The sequence below is a fragment of the Marivita sp. genome, assembly GCF_965656765.1.
Classification (GTDB): domain Bacteria; phylum Pseudomonadota; class Alphaproteobacteria; order Rhodobacterales; family Rhodobacteraceae; genus Marivita.
The window spans coordinates 1-18,173 of sequence record NZ_CBFHLV010000004.1; the positions used below are offsets into that span (position 1 = coordinate 1).

Annotated in this window: 15 protein-coding genes and 1 tRNA gene; 9 read left to right on the forward strand and 7 right to left on the reverse strand. The window is 55.1% G+C overall.

From position 1 onward, the window contains the following. Positions 1–29: 29 nt before the first annotated feature. The 9 genes from mutM (at position 30) to ACTG4M_RS02280 (ending at position 11,301) form a co-directional block, all read left to right on the forward strand. On the forward strand, positions 30–881 hold the full coding sequence (mutM, locus tag ACTG4M_RS02240) for a bifunctional DNA-formamidopyrimidine glycosylase/DNA-(apurinic or apyrimidinic site) lyase (protein WP_439122085.1): 852 nt from the start codon (positions 30–32) through the stop codon (positions 879–881). Positions 882–946: 65 nt separating this feature from the next. Continuing rightward, positions 947–1,723: an enoyl-CoA hydratase gene (locus ACTG4M_RS02245; RefSeq protein ID WP_439122008.1), complete on the forward strand. Its 777-nt coding sequence runs from the start codon at positions 947–949 to the stop codon at positions 1,721–1,723. 156 nt (positions 1,724–1,879) lie between these two features. Further along, a complete protein-coding gene (gene rpsT, locus ACTG4M_RS02250; RefSeq protein WP_439122009.1) occupies positions 1,880–2,143 on the forward strand; it encodes a 30S ribosomal protein S20 in 264 nt (87 codons plus the stop codon). Between the two features lie 475 nt (positions 2,144–2,618). Next, a complete protein-coding gene (gene dnaA / locus ACTG4M_RS02255) occupies positions 2,619–4,001 on the forward strand; it encodes a chromosomal replication initiator protein DnaA (RefSeq protein ID WP_439122010.1) in 1,383 nt (460 codons plus the stop codon). A gap of 154 nt (positions 4,002–4,155) precedes the next feature. Continuing rightward, complete coding sequence (gene dnaN / locus ACTG4M_RS02260) at positions 4,156–5,274, forward strand: DNA polymerase III subunit beta (protein ID WP_439122011.1); 1,119 nt, start codon at positions 4,156–4,158, stop codon at positions 5,272–5,274. Between the two features lie 29 nt (positions 5,275–5,303). Beyond that, positions 5,304–6,413, forward strand: a complete 1,110-nt coding sequence (gene recF, locus ACTG4M_RS02265; protein ID WP_439122012.1) for a DNA replication/repair protein RecF — start codon at positions 5,304–5,306, stop codon at positions 6,411–6,413. 107 nt (positions 6,414–6,520) lie between these two features. After that, entirely contained in the window at positions 6,521–8,938 is a 2,418-nt protein-coding gene (gene gyrB / locus ACTG4M_RS02270) for a DNA topoisomerase (ATP-hydrolyzing) subunit B (protein WP_439122013.1), read from the forward strand. 111 nt (positions 8,939–9,049) lie between these two features. Further along, positions 9,050–10,279: an acyl-CoA dehydrogenase family protein gene (locus tag ACTG4M_RS02275; protein ID WP_439122014.1), complete on the forward strand. Its 1,230-nt coding sequence runs from the start codon at positions 9,050–9,052 to the stop codon at positions 10,277–10,279. After that, positions 10,276–11,301, forward strand: coding sequence for a phosphotransferase (locus ACTG4M_RS02280; RefSeq protein ID WP_439122015.1), 1,026 nt, complete (start codon positions 10,276–10,278; stop codon positions 11,299–11,301). Before ACTG4M_RS02275 ends, ACTG4M_RS02280 begins: the two co-directional genes overlap by 4 nt. A gap of 20 nt (positions 11,302–11,321) precedes the next feature. Here the strand turns inward: ACTG4M_RS02280 and ACTG4M_RS02285 are convergent. From ACTG4M_RS02285 to leuC, 7 genes are all read right to left on the reverse strand, one after another. Then, positions 11,322–11,398, reverse strand: a tRNA-Pro gene (locus tag ACTG4M_RS02285). 84 nt (positions 11,399–11,482) lie between these two features. Next, entirely contained in the window at positions 11,483–12,463 is a 981-nt protein-coding gene (locus ACTG4M_RS02290; protein ID WP_439122016.1) for a DMT family transporter, read from the reverse strand. A gap of 17 nt (positions 12,464–12,480) precedes the next feature. Beyond that, positions 12,481–13,587, reverse strand: a complete 1,107-nt coding sequence (leuB, locus tag ACTG4M_RS02295; protein ID WP_439122086.1) for a 3-isopropylmalate dehydrogenase — start codon at positions 13,585–13,587, stop codon at positions 12,481–12,483. 58 nt (positions 13,588–13,645) lie between these two features. Then, positions 13,646–14,545, reverse strand: a complete 900-nt coding sequence (locus ACTG4M_RS02300) for an endonuclease/exonuclease/phosphatase family protein (RefSeq protein WP_439122017.1) — start codon at positions 14,543–14,545, stop codon at positions 13,646–13,648. Between the two features lie 80 nt (positions 14,546–14,625). Continuing rightward, positions 14,626–15,462 (reverse strand): hypothetical protein, encoded by an 837-nt coding sequence (locus ACTG4M_RS02305; RefSeq protein WP_439122018.1) that lies wholly within the window; start codon positions 15,460–15,462, stop codon positions 14,626–14,628. A 317-nt stretch (positions 15,463–15,779) separates the two neighbouring features. Next, complete coding sequence (leuD, locus tag ACTG4M_RS02310) at positions 15,780–16,385, reverse strand: 3-isopropylmalate dehydratase small subunit (protein WP_439122019.1); 606 nt, start codon at positions 16,383–16,385, stop codon at positions 15,780–15,782. Then, entirely contained in the window at positions 16,385–17,788 is a 1,404-nt protein-coding gene (leuC, locus tag ACTG4M_RS02315; RefSeq protein ID WP_439122020.1) for a 3-isopropylmalate dehydratase large subunit, read from the reverse strand. The genes leuD and leuC overlap by 1 nt, the downstream gene beginning before the upstream one ends. Positions 17,789–18,173 lie beyond the last annotated feature (385 nt).

An 18,173-nucleotide genomic window follows, 5' to 3' on the forward strand; every position in this document is an offset into this window, starting at 1 on the left:
ATGCGACGACACAAGACAGGACACACCGAATGCCCGAATTGCCTGAGGTTGAGACGGTACGACGCGGTCTAGCTCCCGCGATGGAGGGGCAGATCATTGCACAAGCGCGTGTAAACCGACCTGATCTGCGCTGGCCGTTTCCAGAACACATGTCTGAACGACTGACCGGGAAACGGGTTCTGCGGTTGCGGCGTCGGTCGAAATACATCCTTGGCGATCTGGAGAGCGGCGAAACGCTTTTGATCCATCTTGGGATGTCAGGTCGTATGCTGATTTCAGGTGATCCGCTCGGCCAGTTCGTTCACAAACACCCAGCGCCTGAAAAGCACGATCACGTGGTCTTTGACATGGACAATGGGGCGCGGATCACCTTCAACGATCCCCGCCGGTTTGGGGCAATGGACTTATTCGAAACTGAAAAGGCGGAGACACATCCGCTTTTGGCGTCCATTGGACCGGAACCTTTGGGTAACAGTTTTGATGAAAGCTACCTCGTGGCGGCGCTTGCAAACCGGAACACGCCCATGAAATCCGCACTGCTGGATCAGAAAACTGTCGCCGGATTGGGCAACATCTATGTGTGTGAGGCGCTGTTTCGGTCAAAAATTCATCCAACACGCCCAGCGCGCCGCGTGGCGAAAAACCGGATTTCGCGGCTTGTTCCAGTGATCCGTGATGTTCTTTCCGACGCAATAGAAGCAGGAGGTTCATCGTTACGAGACTTCCGCCAAGCTGATGGAGAACTTGGATATTTTCAGCATAGGTTTGACGTGTACGGCCGCGAAGGAGACCCCTGTCGCACCCCAGGCTGCACCTCGACCGTTCGCCGGATCGTGCAGTCAGGCCGATCGACGTTCTATTGCCCGACCTGCCAAAGATAGCTTGAACGGCGCTTGCCACATGCGTAAGGCTGCACCCCTAAGATCACCGAACGGAGCCCTCAAACATGGCTTATGAGACGATCATCGTCGAAATCGAAGATCACGTTGCCACCATCAAACTGAATCGGCCTGACGCGCTTAATGCGCTGAACAGCCAACTGCTGTCTGAACTGGCAAGTGCGCTTGAAGATGCAGATGGAAACGAAAAAGTTCGGTGCATCATCCTGACAGGTTCTGCCAAAGCGTTTGCTGCTGGCGCAGACATTAAAGAGATGTCCGAGAAGAGCTTTGTCGACATGTTCATGACCGACTTCTTCGGATCAGAATCACAAGCAGTCTGCAAAGTCCGCAAACCGATCATTGCAGCCGTGTCAGGCTACGCGCTGGGCGGTGGTTGCGAGCTTGCGATGATGTGCGACTTCATCATTGCCTCTGATACCGCCAAGTTTGGTCAACCTGAAATTAATCTGGGCGTGGTAGCAGGAATCGGTGGAACGCAGCGTTTGACGCGATTCGTCGGCAAGTCCAAATCTATGGACATGCACCTCACCGGTCGGTTTATGGACGCCGAAGAGGCTGAACGCGCCGGCCTGGTAAGCCGCGTGTTTCCTTCGAAAACACTGATGGAAGAAGCGCAATCAGCTGCTGCCAAGATTGCCGAGAAATCCATGCTGGCGACCTTTGCTGTCAAAGAAGCCGTTAACCGCACCTATGAAACAACGCTAAGCGAAGGATTGCTTGTTGAACGTCGGCTGTTCCACTCGTTGTTCGCAACCGAAGACCAGAAAGAGGGCATGGCTGCTTTCCTCGAGAAACGGACACCCCAGTTCCGCGACAGATAATCGCGAAAAGAGGTCTTTCCACCAGGAGCATCAGGAGCTATACGCCGCCGATACATGCGTGTGATGCCCGCTTAGGCAAGATTCGATCCGGTCGATGGTTCCGGGCGTGCGTACATATGCAACCCGATTTGAACGTAACGAACCAGGATAGATCACATGGCAAATTCGCCCCAGGCCAAGAAGCGCGCGAAGCAGAACGAAAAGCGCTTCGCCATCAACAAAGCGCGTCGCTCGCGCATCCGTACATTTCTCCGCAAAGTCGAAGAAGCAATCGCTTCCGGTGACAAAGAAGCCGCGACCGCAGCTCTGCGCGCGGCTCAGCCTGAAATCATGCGCGGCGTGACAAAGGGCGTTTACCACAAAAACACGGCGTCGCGGAAAGTGTCGCGTTTGTCGTCGCGGGTCAAAGCACTCGGTTAAGAATCGTCGGCTTGCAAAACAGTCTACAAAAATCAAGGCGCCGCTTCATCAGGAGCGGCGTTTTTTGTTGGCGCTTGCGCAGCTTTGCACCGGTCAGAGATTCTTTTCAGGGTTGGTCCGAGTCAACAACGAAGTTCAGTTGATGCACCTTCATCCGTCCCTATAAATCATTCTTGCGAGTCACATCGCGTTGGGGGGACAGGCTCCATCAGTTCTGAATCGACACGTTTAAAACGCTTCGATTTCGGTCTGGTGAAATAATTGATATAACATCAACCGCCTTGTCCATATTGATGCCAGGGATGCAGAGAACGCCACTTGCCGGGTGATCTTTTATCCTACCAAACGTTGCTCAGTTTACCCTGAGGCAACAGGCGGTGCCCCCTTCCCAGATGTGACGCAAGGAGGACACAAGAATGTCTTCCAGACCGGGGATAGTATGTGGCGACACGTGCAGAAAGTGGAACAGGGACACATGACGCAAGACCAGTGGGGATCTATTCGGGATGAACTGCATCAGACATTGGGAGCCAATAGTTTCCAAAGCTGGATAGAACCGCTGAAGTACATTGGCTTTGACGATGGGATCGCCCGTTTTCACGTGCCGACAAACTTTCTTGGAAACTATGTGTCCCAGACCTATGGCGATCTGCTCCTGTCCAAAATTGCGAAGGTGAACCCGACGATCAGGAGGATTGTCTTCGACACGGTCACTGGCGCCAAAGCCGCCCCTGCCCGCGACTACACGGCAGAACCCGCGAAAGAACCGGTTGCTGCGCCTGCTTTGCAAAGCAAACGGCCGGCCCTTTCCGATAGCTTGAATGGATCGCCTCTCGACAAACGCTTTACCTTTGACACGTTCGTTGTCGGCAAACCGAACGAACTGGCCCATGCGGCAGCGCGCCGGGTTGCCGAAGGGGGACCAGTCACATTCAATCCACTATTTCTCTATGGTGGCGTGGGCCTTGGTAAGACGCACCTCATGCACGCTATCGCATGGGAGTTGCGCACCAAGCAGCCGCATCTGAACGTGCTCAACCTGTCGGCAGAACAGTTCATGTACCGCTTCGTGCAAGCCTTGCGTGATCGCAAGATGATGGACTTTAAGGAATTGTTCCGTTCGGTTGACGTGTTGATGGTGGATGATGTGCAATTCATTGCTGGCAAAGACAGCACGCAAGAGGAATTCTTTCACACCTTCAACGCGCTGGTCGATCAGCATAAGCAGATCATCATCTCGGCAGACCGCGCCCCTGACGAGATCAAAGACCTCGAAAACCGGATCAGGTCTCGCCTTCAAAGCGGGCTGGTCGTCGATTTGCACCCGACTGATTACGAACTGCGTCTTGGCATCCTGCAATCGAAGTCCGAAATGTATTCGCGGATGTATCCTGGCCTAGAGGTGGAACGCGGGATACTCGAATTATTAGCAGCAAGGATCGTTAGCAATGTGCGTATACTCGAAGGCGCTTTGACCCGCCTGTTCGCCTTTGCATCGCTTGTTGGCAAACCCATCTCGATGGACCTGACTCAAGAGTGCCTGACCGACATCCTGCGCGTATCAGAACGCAAGGTGTCGATCGAAGAAATTCAACGCAAGGTCGCGGATCACTATCTGATCCGCCATTCCGATCTTGTCGGACCGAAACGGGTACGGACCTTCGCACGACCTCGTCAGATTGCGATGTATCTTTGCAAGCAATTGACGACACGGTCACTGCCGGAAATCGGCCGCCACTTTGGTGGGCGGGATCACACCACAGTCATGCATGGCGTGCGCCGGATTGAAGAGCTTAAAAAACAGGATGCTCAGATCGCGGAAGACGTCGAATTGCTACGCAGATCGCTCGAAGCCTGAGTCTCAGACACAACAAACCGGGCTGTGGCGTGTCTTACTGCACGCCTGCCCTTGACCCCGCGCCCAATCCGGCCAAGAAATTGCAAAACAAGGGCTTGGAGAGCAACCCTGATGCGGGTTACTGTCAGCGTCCGGCCAGTCGGGGGATGAACGCATGAAATTCAGCATGGAACGCGGAACGCTGCTCAAGGCGGTGTCGCAAGCGCAATCCGTTGTCGAACGGCGCAACACCATTCCAATTCTTGCAAATGTATTGATCGAGGCCGAGGGCGAAACTGTTCAGTTTCGGGCCACTGACCTTGATATCGAAGTGGTTGATCGCGCCGTCGCGCAAGTTGAACGCGCAGGGTCCACGACGGTGTCCGCCGTTACACTCCACGAAATCGTGCGCAAACTTCCCGATGGCGCATTGGTTTCTTTGTCTGAAGACAGCGCCTCTGGCCGACTGACTGTCGAAGCAGGGCGTTCTAACTTCTCGTTGGCGACTTTGCCAAAAGAAGACTTCCCGGTCATGGCCTCTTCTGAATACAGCGCCAACTTCTCGGCCCCAGCCCCCGTGCTGCGTCGCCTTTTCGACAAATCGAAATTTGCCATCTCGACTGAGGAAACGCGGTACTACCTTAACGGTGTCTACATGCATGTATCCGATAGCGAAGATGGAAAGGTCTTGCGCTGCGTCGCCACCGATGGCCACCGTTTGGCCCGAATTGACGCGCCACTTCCTGACGGCGCCGCGGATATGCCTGGCGTGATCGTGCCCCGTAAGACCGTCGGTGAAATGCGCAAGCTTCTGGATGACGACGACATGGAAATCGCCGTGTCAGTGTCAGAAACAAAAGTCCGTTTTGCAACGCCTGATATCACACTCACGTCCAAGGTCATCGACGGTACATTTCCCGACTACACGCGTGTCATCCCTCAGGGCAACACCCGGCGTTTGGAAGTGGATGCCGCAGAATTCGCCAAGGCCGTCGACCGTGTTGCCACCGTATCCTCGGAGCGCTCGCGCGCTGTTAAGCTTTCGTTGGATGAGGACCGCCTGATCCTATCTGTCAACGCACCTGACAGCGGCGCAGCCGAAGAAGAACTTGCCGTAGCCTATGGCGACGACCGATTAGAAATCGGTTTTAACGCCAAGTACCTGCTGGAAATCGCAAGCCAAGTGGACCGAGAAAACGCTGTTTTCATGTTCAACTCGGCGGGCGACCCGACGCTTATGCGCGAAGGCAATGACACGAGCGCGGTCTACGTCGTCATGCCAATGCGCGTTTGACGCTTCAGCGCCTTTGAACGGGGGCGCTGTTGCCACTTCACCTCAACCGCCTCACCATATCGCATTTCCGCTCTCACCTGCACGTGTCGCTTGAACCGGACGCGCGGCCAGTTGTGCTGTTCGGTCCGAATGGTGCTGGCAAGACCAACCTGATCGAAGCGGTTTCTCTGTTCTCGCCCGGTAGGGGAATGCGACGCGCCTCAGCCCAAGACATGACCCGCAGGCCTGAGAGCCTAGGTTGGAAAGTCAGCGGCCTTGTTGAAACGCCAGAGGGCTTGCAGGACATCGCGTTTCAATCTGAACAAGGCACGCCACGTCAGGTTCGCATCAACGACAAGCCCACGCCACAGACCCGTTTGGGCGAGTTGGTGCGCCTACTCTGGTTGCTTCCGTCAATGGACCGCCTGTGGATCGAAGGTGCAGAGGGCCGTCGGCGATTTCTTGACCGCATGACGCTCAGCTTTTTCCCAAACCATGGCGAGGCGTCACTGACTTATGAAAAAGCGATGCGCGAACGTAATCGGTTGCTCAAAGACCAAGTGCGCGATCCAGCGTGGTACAAAGCGCTCGAGGCGCAGATGGCTCGAACCGGGGCGCTGATCCATTCCAATCGTATGGATGCTCTAGAACGGATCGCCGATGCGCAGCAACAAGCCAGCACATCATTTCCGGCAGCCCAGCTTGACCTGATACAAACCGAAGGCGAAATGCCCGTGGGTGAAGCCGACCTGCGCACAGCGCTTGAAGAAAGCCGCTTTCGCGACATTGCTTCAGGTCGCACGCTGGTTGGTCCACACCGAGCCGATCTGTACGGGGTTTTTGCAACCAAAGGCGTGCCGGCCGCTGACAGCTCCACTGGCGAACAAAAGGCGCTTTTGATCTCGCTTGTCTTGTCGAATGCCCGCGCACTGGTCGATGACTTTGGTGCCGCCCCAATCGTTCTTTTGGACGAGGTCGCAGCACATCTGGATGCAACGCGCAGAGCCGCGCTTTACGATGAAATCTCGGCACTTGGTGCACAAGCTTGGATGACCGGAACAGGGCCAGAGCTCTTCACCGAACTGGGCTCACGCGCTCAGTATTTCGAAGTGACCGAAACCGACAAAGGCACTGCTGTGACAAAGCGCGGCGGCCTTTGATGGATTGTCTGCCTGGCAAATACACCAACCGCTAAATCTTGTGTCAGTCGCGTGACAAGCCCCCGGCTTTCGCGTATAAATTAGCCAGAATAACAAAGGGCAATTTCATGTCAGACCCCGCACAGGCTCCTGAAGAATACGGCGCGGATTCCATTAAGGTTCTCAAGGGCTTGGAAGCTGTTCGCAAACGTCCGGGAATGTATATCGGCGACACCGACGATGGCTCTGGCTTGCACCATATGGTGTACGAGGTCGTGGATAACGGGATTGACGAAGCTTTGGCCGGTCATGCTGACTTTGTGCAGGTGAAAATTCACGCCGACAACAGCGTATCTGTACGTGACAACGGGCGCGGAATTCCGGTGGATATCCATGAGGAAGAAGGCGTGTCCGCTGCCGAGGTCATCATGACCCAGCTGCACGCTGGCGGAAAATTCGATCAGAACTCCTACAAGGTATCCGGCGGTCTGCATGGCGTGGGTGTATCGGTCGTGAACGCCCTGTCCGATTGGCTGGAACTGCGCGTCTGGCGCAACGGCAAGGAACACATCGCGCGGTTTGAACGCGGCGATACAGTGAAGCATCTCGAAGTGGTCGGCGACGCCAATGGCGAAAAAGGCACCGAGGTACGCTTTCTGGGCTCGACCACCACGTTCTCGAACCTCGAATATGATTTCCACACGCTGGAGAAGCGTCTGCGCGAATTGGCCTTCCTGAACTCTGGCGTGCGCATCATCCTCGAAGACGAACGGCCCGCCGAGCCGCTCAAGTCGGAACTGTTCTATGAAGGCGGTGTGCGCGAATTCGTCAAATATCTGGACCGTTCAAAATCACCCGTCATGCCGGAACCTGTTTTTATGGTCGGCGAAAAAGACGGGATCGGCGTTGAAGTCGCGATGTGGTGGAATGACAGCTATCACGAAACTGTCCTTCCCTTTACCAACAACATCCCCCAGCGCGACGGCGGCACTCATATGGCGGGCTTTCGAGGTGCGCTAACCCGGACCATCAATAACTATGCACAGTCCTCTGGGATCGCAAAAAAGGAAAAGGTCAACTTTACCGGCGATGACGCCCGCGAAGGTTTGACCTGTGTTTTGTCAGTCAAAGTGCCGGACCCCAAGTTTTCGAGCCAGACCAAGGACAAACTGGTCTCATCCGAAGTCCGCCCGGCTGTCGAAAGTCTTGTTAACGAAAAGCTAGCTGAGTGGTTCGAGGAAAACCCGAACGAAGCCAAGCGCATCGTCGGCAAGATCGTTGAGGCTGCACTCGCCCGCGAAGCCGCACGCAAGGCGCGCGAACTGACACGACGCAAAACGGCCATGGACGTGAACTTCCTTGCAGGAAAACTCAAGGATTGCTCAGAAAAAGACCCTGCACAAACCGAACTGTTCCTCGTCGAGGGCGACAGCGCGGGGGGATCGGCGCAGACTGGGCGTGACCGCCGAACACAAGCGATTCTGCCGCTCAAGGGTAAAATCCTAAACGTCGAACGCGCACGCTTTGATCGGATGCTCGGCAGCCAAGAAATCGGCAATCTCGTGATGGCGCTGGGCACCGGCATCGGGCGGGACGAGTTCAATATCTCGAAATTACGTTACCACAAGATCGTCATCATGACCGACGCCGATGTGGACGGCGCGCACATCCGCACACTTCTGCTGACATTCTTCTACCGCCAAATGCCCGAACTGATCGAAGGTGGGTACCTCTACATCGCGCAGCCACCGCTGTATAAAGTCATGCGCGGCAGGTCCGAGGTTTACCTCAAAGACCAAGGCGCAATGGAGGATTACCTGATCCAGCAGGGCACCGATGGCGCCCAGTTGTTGCAGGGCAATGGCGAAGCGATCCTTGGCCAAGACCTTGTCCGCGTGGTCGAAGAAGCCCGACAGCTAAAACGCGTGCTCGATGCGTTCCCAACCCATTACCCACGCCATATCCTAGAGCAATCTGCTATCGCAGGTGCGTTCGTTCCCGGAGCTGTTGACGCCGATCTGCAGGGCACCGCTGACAAGGTTGCCGCGCGCCTTGACTTGATTGCGCTGGAATATGAACGCGGTTGGCAAGGTCGCATCACACAGGATCGCGGTTTCCGCCTTGCCCGGATCCTGCGCGGTGTCGAAGAAGTCCGCACGCTGGATGGTCCGATGCTTCGCTCTGGCGAGGCACGCAAGACTGGTAGCTTTACTGAAAGCCTGCAAGCGGTCTACGACAAACCCGCGCAACTTGTACGCAAAGACCGCAAGCAGATGATTTACGGTCCGCTCGACCTGTTGGATGCGATCCTTGAGGAAGGCGAAAAGGGTCTAACCTACCAGCGCTACAAGGGATTGGGTGAAATGAACCCGGATCAGCTTTGGGAAACCACGCTCGACCCAGACGCGCGCACGCTTTTGCAAGTCAAGGTCGATGATATGACCGAGGCCGATGACCTGTTTACCAAGCTCATGGGTGATGTGGTTGAGCCACGTCGTGAATTCATCCAGCAGAACGCGTTGAGCGTGGAAAACCTCGACTTCTAAAACGTCGGAGGTGCATCAAGGCATCTCCGGCTTTCCTCCAACGGAAAGCCGACACCCTCTGGCAGTGCAACCAGACGCGCTCTATGCTTCTGGACCAGAGGGAGGCACATTATGGATTTAGGACTGTCAGATCGCGTGCAAGCGCTGGTCGAACAAGTGCGCGAAATGGTTGAAACCGATATCGCGCCGCTGGACGCAGAATACCACGCAGAGGTTGGCACACATCCGTCCGGGGATCGGTTTCAACATACCGACCGCCAGCTTGAGATCCTTCACAGCCTCAAAGCCAAAGCCAAGGAACGCCGTCTTTGGAATTTCTGGCTAACGGACAGCGAAAAAGGTCACGGGTTAAGCACTGTCGAATATGCTTATCTGGCCGAAGAGATGGGCAAGGTTCATCTTGCGGCAGAGGTGTTCAACTGCTCCGCCCCCGATACTGGCAATATGGAAGTCCTTGAACGCTACGGCGATGATTGGATGAAAGACCGCTGGCTGACCCGTTTGCTCGAAGGTGAAATCCGGTCAGCCTATGTGATGACAGAACCCGATGTCGCATCGTCCGACGCCGCGCAATTGGCGTTCGAGGCCAAGAAAGATGGCGACGTATGGGTTTTGAACGGCGAGAAATACTGGATCTCAGGCGCCGGTGATCCTCGCTGCCAGCTATATATTCTGATGGCTTGCTCTGCGCCTGATGCCGCCAAACACAGCCGTCACACAATGTTTGTCATGGACGCCAACACGCCGGGGATTGAGGTGCTGCGACCGATGCATGTTTTTGGTCAGGACGATGCGCCTCACGGACATATGCACATCCGATTCACCGACGTCCGAATCCCGGCAAAGAATGTCGTGCTTGGCGAAGGCCGCGGGTTCGAAGTGGCACAGGGGCGCCTTGGACCGGGGCGAATTCACCATTGCATGCGGTCAATTGGATTGGCCGAGAAGGCACTGGAACTGCTCTGCCGTCGTGGCTTGCATCGCGAAGCGTTTGGCAAACCTCTGGTCGAGCTTGGTGCAAATTACGACATCATCGCAAATGCCCGGATGGAGATCGAACAAGCGCGCCTGCTGTGCCTCAAGGCTGCTTGGATGATGGACACCCAAGGCACGCGTGCCGCCCAACCCTGGATCAGCCAAATCAAGGTGGTTGCACCGCTCATGTCTCTCAAGGTCGTGGATGAAGCGATGCAGCTTTATGGTGGGACTGGGATTAGTCAGGACACGCCACTTTGGCGGATGTGGACGCACCTCAGAACACTACGGTTTGCCGATGGTCCCGACGCGGTTCACCGCCGTCAGGTCGCGCGGGCTGAATTGCGCAAGTACACCAACACATGAGCACCAGCCCCTTCGATATTTTGGCAGTCGAAAATTGGATGACCGCGCATGTCCTTGGGTTTCGGGGGCCAATCACCGTTGAGAAATTCACAACCGGTCAATCCAATCCGACATTCAGACTAACGGCTGCATCAGGCGACTATGTGCTGCGTCGAAAGCCCCCCGGCCAATTGCTCAAGTCAGCGCATGCTGTTGATCGAGAGTTTCGTGTGCAGCGCGCATTGGCGCAAACGACCGTTCCAGTCACACGGATGCACGCATTGTGTGAAGATGAATCAGTGATTGGCTCTACGTTCTACGTGATGGATTATGTGGCTGGCCGAAACTTTGTCGATCCGCGCCTGCCAAACTTCAGCGCTGCAGATCGCAGGGGCCTTTTCGATGATATGAACCGTGTCCTCGCTGCTATCCATTCGGTGGATTTGAACGCTATGGGCCTGAGTGATTATGGACCTCAAGGCAACTATTACCGCCGACAGATCGACCGGTGGACAAAGCAATACCTCGCCAGTGAAACTGATCAGCTATCCGAAATGGATGAATTAATCGACTGGCTACAGGCAAATGTACCAAGCGACGATGGACGGGTCACGCTGGTGCATGGCGATTACCGTATCGACAACCTGTTGTTTGCGCCTGATCGGCCAAAATGCGTTGCAGTTCTTGATTGGGAGCTGTCCACCTTGGGCCACCCTTTCTCAGACCTCGCCGCTGTCATTATGCAATGGTCCCTGCCCCCAGGCGACACAGGGCGCGGTTTGGCCGGCATTGACAGAAAGGCCCTTGGCATTCCAGAGGATCAGGCCTTCATCGACTCCTATTGCGCACGCATGGGTTTACCCGGCATTGATCGTTTCGGGTTTTATTTGGCATTTTGCTTTTTCCGCATGGCGTCGATCCTTCAAGGCGTCAAACGCCGGGCTTTGGATGGCAATGCTTCAAACCCGGAACGGGCACTGGAATTGGGAGAATTTGTTCCTGCCTTTGCGCAAGGCGGATTGAGGGCTACGAACTCAGTATAGTCCAGGGCTTGTCTGAATATTGGTCGGGCTGAGAGGATTCGAACCTCCGACCCCCTGCTCCCGAAGCAGGTGCGCTACCAGGCTGCGCTACAGCCCGACCGTGCCGGGGGAACTACTGCCAGCGCAAAACTTTGACAAGGGTTGATTTACGGAAACGCCGGCAGAATCCGCACGCGTGTGCTTAGGTTTGTTCCTGCTCCGCTTTGGTGCGATCGCGGAACCGCCCCGAGGTCATAAGTCCGCTAAGGCGCAAGGTAGACGGCGTGCCAATTCTACTTCTTGTTCGTAGAACAGGTGTGGTTTTGGACGTACCACCACGACTTTCTCGGAATACGATAAACAAGCCCGAAGCGATGATGATTGTGGCCCCCACTGCCGTGTAAAGATCAGTTGTCTCACCGAAAAAGATCAAGCCATATGCGGTCGCCCACAGGATTTGGGAATACTGCATCGGTGCGACAATCGCCGCCTCACCAGTTTGGTAGGCGGAAATGATCAATCGCCCGGCAATCCATGCCATTATCGAAATAATGGCCAGCATGCCCAAATGTTCGATTGGCATCGGTTTGTAGACAAAGGCCAGTGCCGCTCCCATCACAACAAAATTAGCGACCATCGGATACAGCATCATGACCACAGGCCGTTCATCTGCACCAATCTTACGCACGACAATCGACGCAAATGCACCGCTAAAGGCGGCCAGAACTGCTGCGGCATGGCCAAGTGTCAAATCAGTCGATCCCGGACGCAGAACAACCATCACGCCAATCAGGCCTACGATCACGGCCATCCAGCGTGGCAAGCGAACAGTTTCCCCAAGGATTGGGATCGACAGCACCGTGATCAACAAAGGCGTTGCGAACAGAATGGCGTATGTCTGGGTCAACGGAAGCGCTGAAAACGCATAGAACGCAGATACACCCGTTATGACGGCCCCAATTGTCCGCACTGCCATCCACCAAGGATGCACCGGCAGCAACGTTCCCGGTTTGGCATCCCGCATCAGCATGATCGTAGCCAGCGGGAAACTCAGCAAGACGCTAAAAAAGACGATCTGGATCGGGGAATAGATTGCACCCAACGTTTTGATGAAAACGTCATGGGTTGAAAACAGCCCAAAGGCAAACAGGGCCAGCACTGCGCCTTTGACATTCGAAGACATGGCTGGCCCCTTTTGGTTTACAGACTCGCGTCAAGGGCCGCGACGATGGCATCACCCATATCGGACGTCGACATCGGTGTGCCGTCTTCCGGACCCATGAGGTCAGCGGTGCGCGCGCCATTGGCGAGAACAGTTTCAATTGCCGTTTCGAGGCGGGCTGCCTCATCGCCCTGATCAAACGAGTAGCGCAACGCCATCGCAAAGCTGAGTATACAAGCGATTGGGTTTGCCTTGCCTTGACCAGCGATGTCAGGTGCAGACCCGTGGACCGGTTCATACAGCGCTTTGGGTCGGCCATTCGCCATTGGTGCACCAAGACTGGCGGATGGTAGCATACCAAGGCTACCAGTCAGCATCGCGGCCGCGTCTGACAATAGATCACCGAAAAGGTTGTCGGTGACAATCACGTCAAATTGCTTGGGCCAGCGGCACAGCTGCATCGCGCCTGCATCTGCATACATGTGCGAAAGCTCAACATCTTGGTAATCCTCATCATGCACTTTTTGCACGACTTCACGCCACAGAATGCCTGACTCCATCACGTTGGCCTTTTCCATCGAACAGACCTTGTTGCCACGACGGCGGGCAAGTTCGAACGCGGATCGTGCGACACGATCAATCTCGCTTTCGGTGTATCGCTGGGTGTTGATTCCGACACGCTCGTTCCCCTCTTCGAATATTCCACGCGGTTCACCAAAATAGATGCCACTGGTCAATTCGCGAACAATCATGATGTCCAAGCCCGCAACCACGTCTTTTTTCAAAGACGAGAAATCAGCCAATGCGTCAAAGCACTGCGCGGGGCGAAGGTTTGCAAAAAGGTCCATCTCTTTGCGCAAACGCAACAAGCCACGTTCAGGTTTCACGCTAAAATCAAGCGCGTCATATTTCGGGCCTCCGACCGCACCCAAAAGAACCGCGTCCACTTCTTGGGCCTTAGCCATCGTATCGTCGTGAAGCGGTGTGCCATGCTTGTCATAGGCTGCCCCACCAACAAGGTCTTCGCTTACGTCGAACGACAAATCGCGTTTTGCGCCATACCATTCGATGATCTTGCGCACCTCGGTCATCACCTCGGGGCCGATCCCGTCGCCGGGCAAAATCAAAAGCGAAGCGTTACTCATCATAGGGTTCCTTTGATCCACTGGGTTAAGCTTCGCCTAGCGGTGCAAGGCCCTATGGTCAAGGTAGCTGACCGCCTGGCAAGGTGATGTCCACGGTGATCAAACGATGCTCTTGTTCAGTCAATGACGGCCAAACCTTGGCTGCGCGAATTAGGAGATCGGCAGATGGTAAAAGGTAAGACACCCGCATTGGCCCTGGGTCATCCCATTCAGCGGTGATTTGGTCAGCCAGCGGATCAGCAAGAAGATCCCGCGCCAAGAAGGTCGCCATGGCATCGCGGTACCCTTCGCCACGTATCGGGTCGAGGTTGGTATCCGCCATGAACACCAAAGGTGTCTGAGGTGGCGGGCCATGAAGCGCGTCGAGGATCTGTCCCCATAACCGCAATTCATCAAGATTACGCCGCCCGTTGCGATCTTCTGGTCCATCAAACACCGGCGCACCGGCATGCCCAATCATGAGTGACAAGCGCCAGCTTTGTCTGTTTCCCATGACGTCCACCGGTACAATCCAATGCCCACCACTTGATAGCCTTTGAACGTCTGCACCGGTATCTTCAGGCTTGATATGTGTGCCCGGCAAATCCCGCCACAGCATGTCATTGAATGAACGCACCGCGCTTCGATCAATCGGAAACCGCGACATGACAGCAAGCGCCTCTTGACCGGGAAACCGACCATAGGCCTGCGCATCCTCAGGCTCTCCGAAGCGGCCATCACCATCTATGTCGAGACCTGTGGGCAGGCCGGAATTAGAGTGCAGCGCCATCACATGGTCATGCCCCGCGCCAACGATCGTCGCGAATTCGCGCAGCGCTGTATCGTTTGCGTCAAAGTCGAACCGGGTCAGAACCACGATATCTGCGTCAGCTTCAGATATCGCTTTTGCGATATCGACGAACGACGCCTCTTTGTTTTGCAGATCACGCCAAAAAAGCCCCGACCCTTCCCTGGACAATTTGGCGTGCCACAACGCCAAACGCAGGTCTTTGGCAAAACTGCAGGTCGCAGACAGGACCAGCCCAATTAGCGCAACGGCTATACCAGCTGCAATTCGTCTTCCTGTGCATAGGCGCGGCGGCGTTTTTCCTCGATCAAGGCCGCCACCCGAAAGAGGGCGATCCCACGCATCATCAATGTCAGTGGTAGAAATGCCCATGCGCACAGCACCCAGATCAAGATCTCTGGCAAAGCAAGCATTGCGGCATCAAACGTCGTGACCCAAATGCGCAGCAAAGCCGGGATCAGGAATGGCAGTAAAAACCCTAACGCAAGGTTAAAGTGCGCGTCGCGTTTGAGCCTAAACAGAACATCTTTACCTGAGGTGGGATCAAAGAGTGGCAGGTTGATCCAGAAATTGAAGGCACGTTTGCGGATTGGCCAAAAGATGAATCGCGCATGGACCCAGAACAAGAGCAGCGCAATAATCGAGATCAGCATCAGCAAGCTCGCGATCCGGGTGGTGCCTTCAACATCAAACCATGCAGGCAAGTCCGAAAACGTGATCGACATGAGCCGCACTGGCGAGAAAGGAAAATCCAACATCGAAGCGGCACTATAAGACAGGTTCTCAAGCAAGGTGGATGGCAGTGAAGGATCACGCCCGGCCGACGCCATCAGCAAAGATGCAAACCATACACAAAAGAACAGCGCGAGAAACCGCAGCCGATTAAAGGGTGGCGCGTTCCGGAATTCCAGAAAGGTTGGATATTCACTGTTGTACTCGGCGAACGTCACAACAGCAGCAACCAGCGCGACCAAGGCGGCGGTTTGTGCACCATCGTTTGATGTGCCGGGCAACACCAATGATGGAATTGCCACGAGGAACGCCATCAATAGCGCACGCACAGCTGATCCTATGATCCGCTTGACCACTCTGGTTTCCCTTCAAATCGGATGGACGCGATTCGATGCCGCGACCTTATTCCAACTTTGTGCCGCCGGGATTGACGGACTGCCTCATTATCGCCCCAGTTTTGCCCAAGTTCGGCGGGCCGCTCAACTCTGCTTGTGTGCTATCCCTTTGAAATCATTGGACTCGTGTCCAAACTGGTGCGCGATTACATCAGCCCTTGCTTAGAAATATGGCGGTGCGTGATATGACCACAACATCTGGTGGCCGTGCTGAGTATCCCCTGAAAAAGAAAAGGCCGCCCCGAAGGACGGCCTTTCTGTTTTGTGTCTTCAGGCGATCAAACCCAAGGGCGTGCCTGCGACGCCTGCGCTTCGAACGTATCGATAGATGCGGCTTTTTCCATTGTCAGACCAATGTCATCCAAACCATTGATCAGGCAATGCTTGCGGAAGCTATCAAGCTCAAAAGAGAAGCTCTCGCCATCAGAGGACGTCACAACCTGGTTTTCCAGATCAATCGTCATACGTGCATTGGAGCCTTTTTCAGCATCCTTCATAAGTACTTGGACAGCTTCGGCTGGCAAAACGATGGGAAGAATGCCGTTCTTGAAGCAGTTGTTGTAAAAAATATCCGCGAACGAAGTCGAGATCACGGACTTGATCCCGAAGTCCTTAAGCGCCCATGGCGCATGTTCGCGCGATGATCCGCATCCAAAATTATCACCCGCGACAAGTATCTCTGTCTCGCGATATTGCGGTTTGTTTAGCACGAAATCAGGGATTTCATTCCCGTCATCGTCATAACGCATTTCGTCGAACAGGTTCACACCCAGACCTGATCGTTTGATCGTTTTCAGAAACTGCTTGGGGATGATCATATCAGTGTCGATATTCACAAGTGCCATCGGCGCGGCGATCCCGGTGAGCTTTTCAAATTTTTCCATCACATCATCTCCCGAACGTCAGTCAATTTACCAGTCACAGCCGCTGCTGCCGCCATCGCAGGCGACATCAAATGCGTCCGACCACCCCGGCCCTGACGGCCTTCAAAGTTGCGGTTCGATGTGGCGGCGCACCGTTCGCCTGGGGCCAACTGATCAGGGTTCATCGCAAGGCACATGGAACATCCCGCAAGACGCCATTCAAACCCGGCTTCTTTAAAGATATCGGCAAGCCCCTCTTCTTCTGCCTGCGCCCGCACAAGCCCAGAGCCTGGAACAACCATCGCTCGTTTCACAGCGATCTTCTTGCCTTTAAGGATTTCGGCTGCGGCCCGCAGATCTTCGATACGTCCGTTGGTGCACGACCCGATGAACACAGTATCGATCTCAATATCCGACAGTTTCTGCCCGGGTGTCAGACCCATGTAGTCAAGCGACCTCTGCGCCGCACCAACTTTGCCACCCTGGAAACTTTCGGCAGCAGGAACGTCAGCCGTGATCGGCAACACGTCTTCGGGTGACGTACCCCAAGTGACGACCGGCGCGATGTCTTCGCCTTTGATTGTAATCACCTTGTCCCAATGCGCATCATCGTCGGAATAGAGGGTCTTCCACCACGCAAGCGCGGCTTCCCACTGTGCACCCTTCGGTGCGTGAGGGCGGCCTTTGACGTATTCGAATGTCTTTTCATCTGGCGCAATAAGCCCAGCGCGCGCACCGCCTTCAATCGCCATATTGCAGACGGTCATGCGGCCTTCCATCGACAGATCGCGGATTGCTTCGCCGCAATATTCGATGACGTATCCGGTACCGCCAGCGGTTCCAGTTTCACCAATGACCGAAAGGGTGATGTCTTTGGCGGTGACGCCTGGACGCAGCTTGCCCGTGATTTCAACCTTCATGTTCTTGGACTTGGATTGGATCAAAGTCTGCGTCGCCAGAACATGTTCAACCTCAGAGGTGCCGATCCCATGCGCCAGCGCACCGAATGCGCCGTGTGTTGCGGTGTGGCTGTCGCCACAAACCACGGTCATGCCCGGCAGCGTCCAGCCCTGTTCCGGCCCAACGATGTGCACGATGCCCTGACGAACGTCAGAAACTGGATAGTAATGAATGCCGAAATCCTTGGCATTCTTATCCAACGCAGCCACCTGAATGGCGCTGTCTTCCGTCATGTTTTTCGGGTCTTCACGACCAGGTGTCGTCGGCACGTTGTGGTCAGGAACGGCAATGGTCTTGTCCGGTGCACGCACCGATCGACCCGCCATGCGCAACCCTTCAAAGGCCTGTGGGCTGGTCACTTCGTGAACGAGGTGACGGTCGATATACAACAGGCAGGTGCCGTCCTCGGCTTCGTGGGCGAGATGGGCATCCCAGATTTTATCATAAAGCGTTTTGGGGGACATAGGTCCTCTCCCTTGAACTGTGCAAATGTGGTGGTGTGGTCAGGTAGCTCAGGCGCAGTGAGGTAGCCGCGCGAGCACTGTGTGCGTCGCACCGAAAAAACGTTCCCGCAAACGCGCACGTTCATCCAGATCGAAAACCATTTTCATGTGATGTGCCTTACATCATCGCCCTATCCCGCCGCAAGTGCGGCGCACGCAGCAGCGCTTGTAAAGAAATGCATGGAACAAGTGATCCAACCTCGCAGTTGTCCCGTAACATTTATTACGAGGTGTACTATGCTTACAAAACTGAACATCATCAATCTGGGCTTGATTGCGATTCTCTTCGCCAGTCTTGTTGTGCACACCGCTGGCGCGGACACCACTATCGCGCCGGCGAAAATCG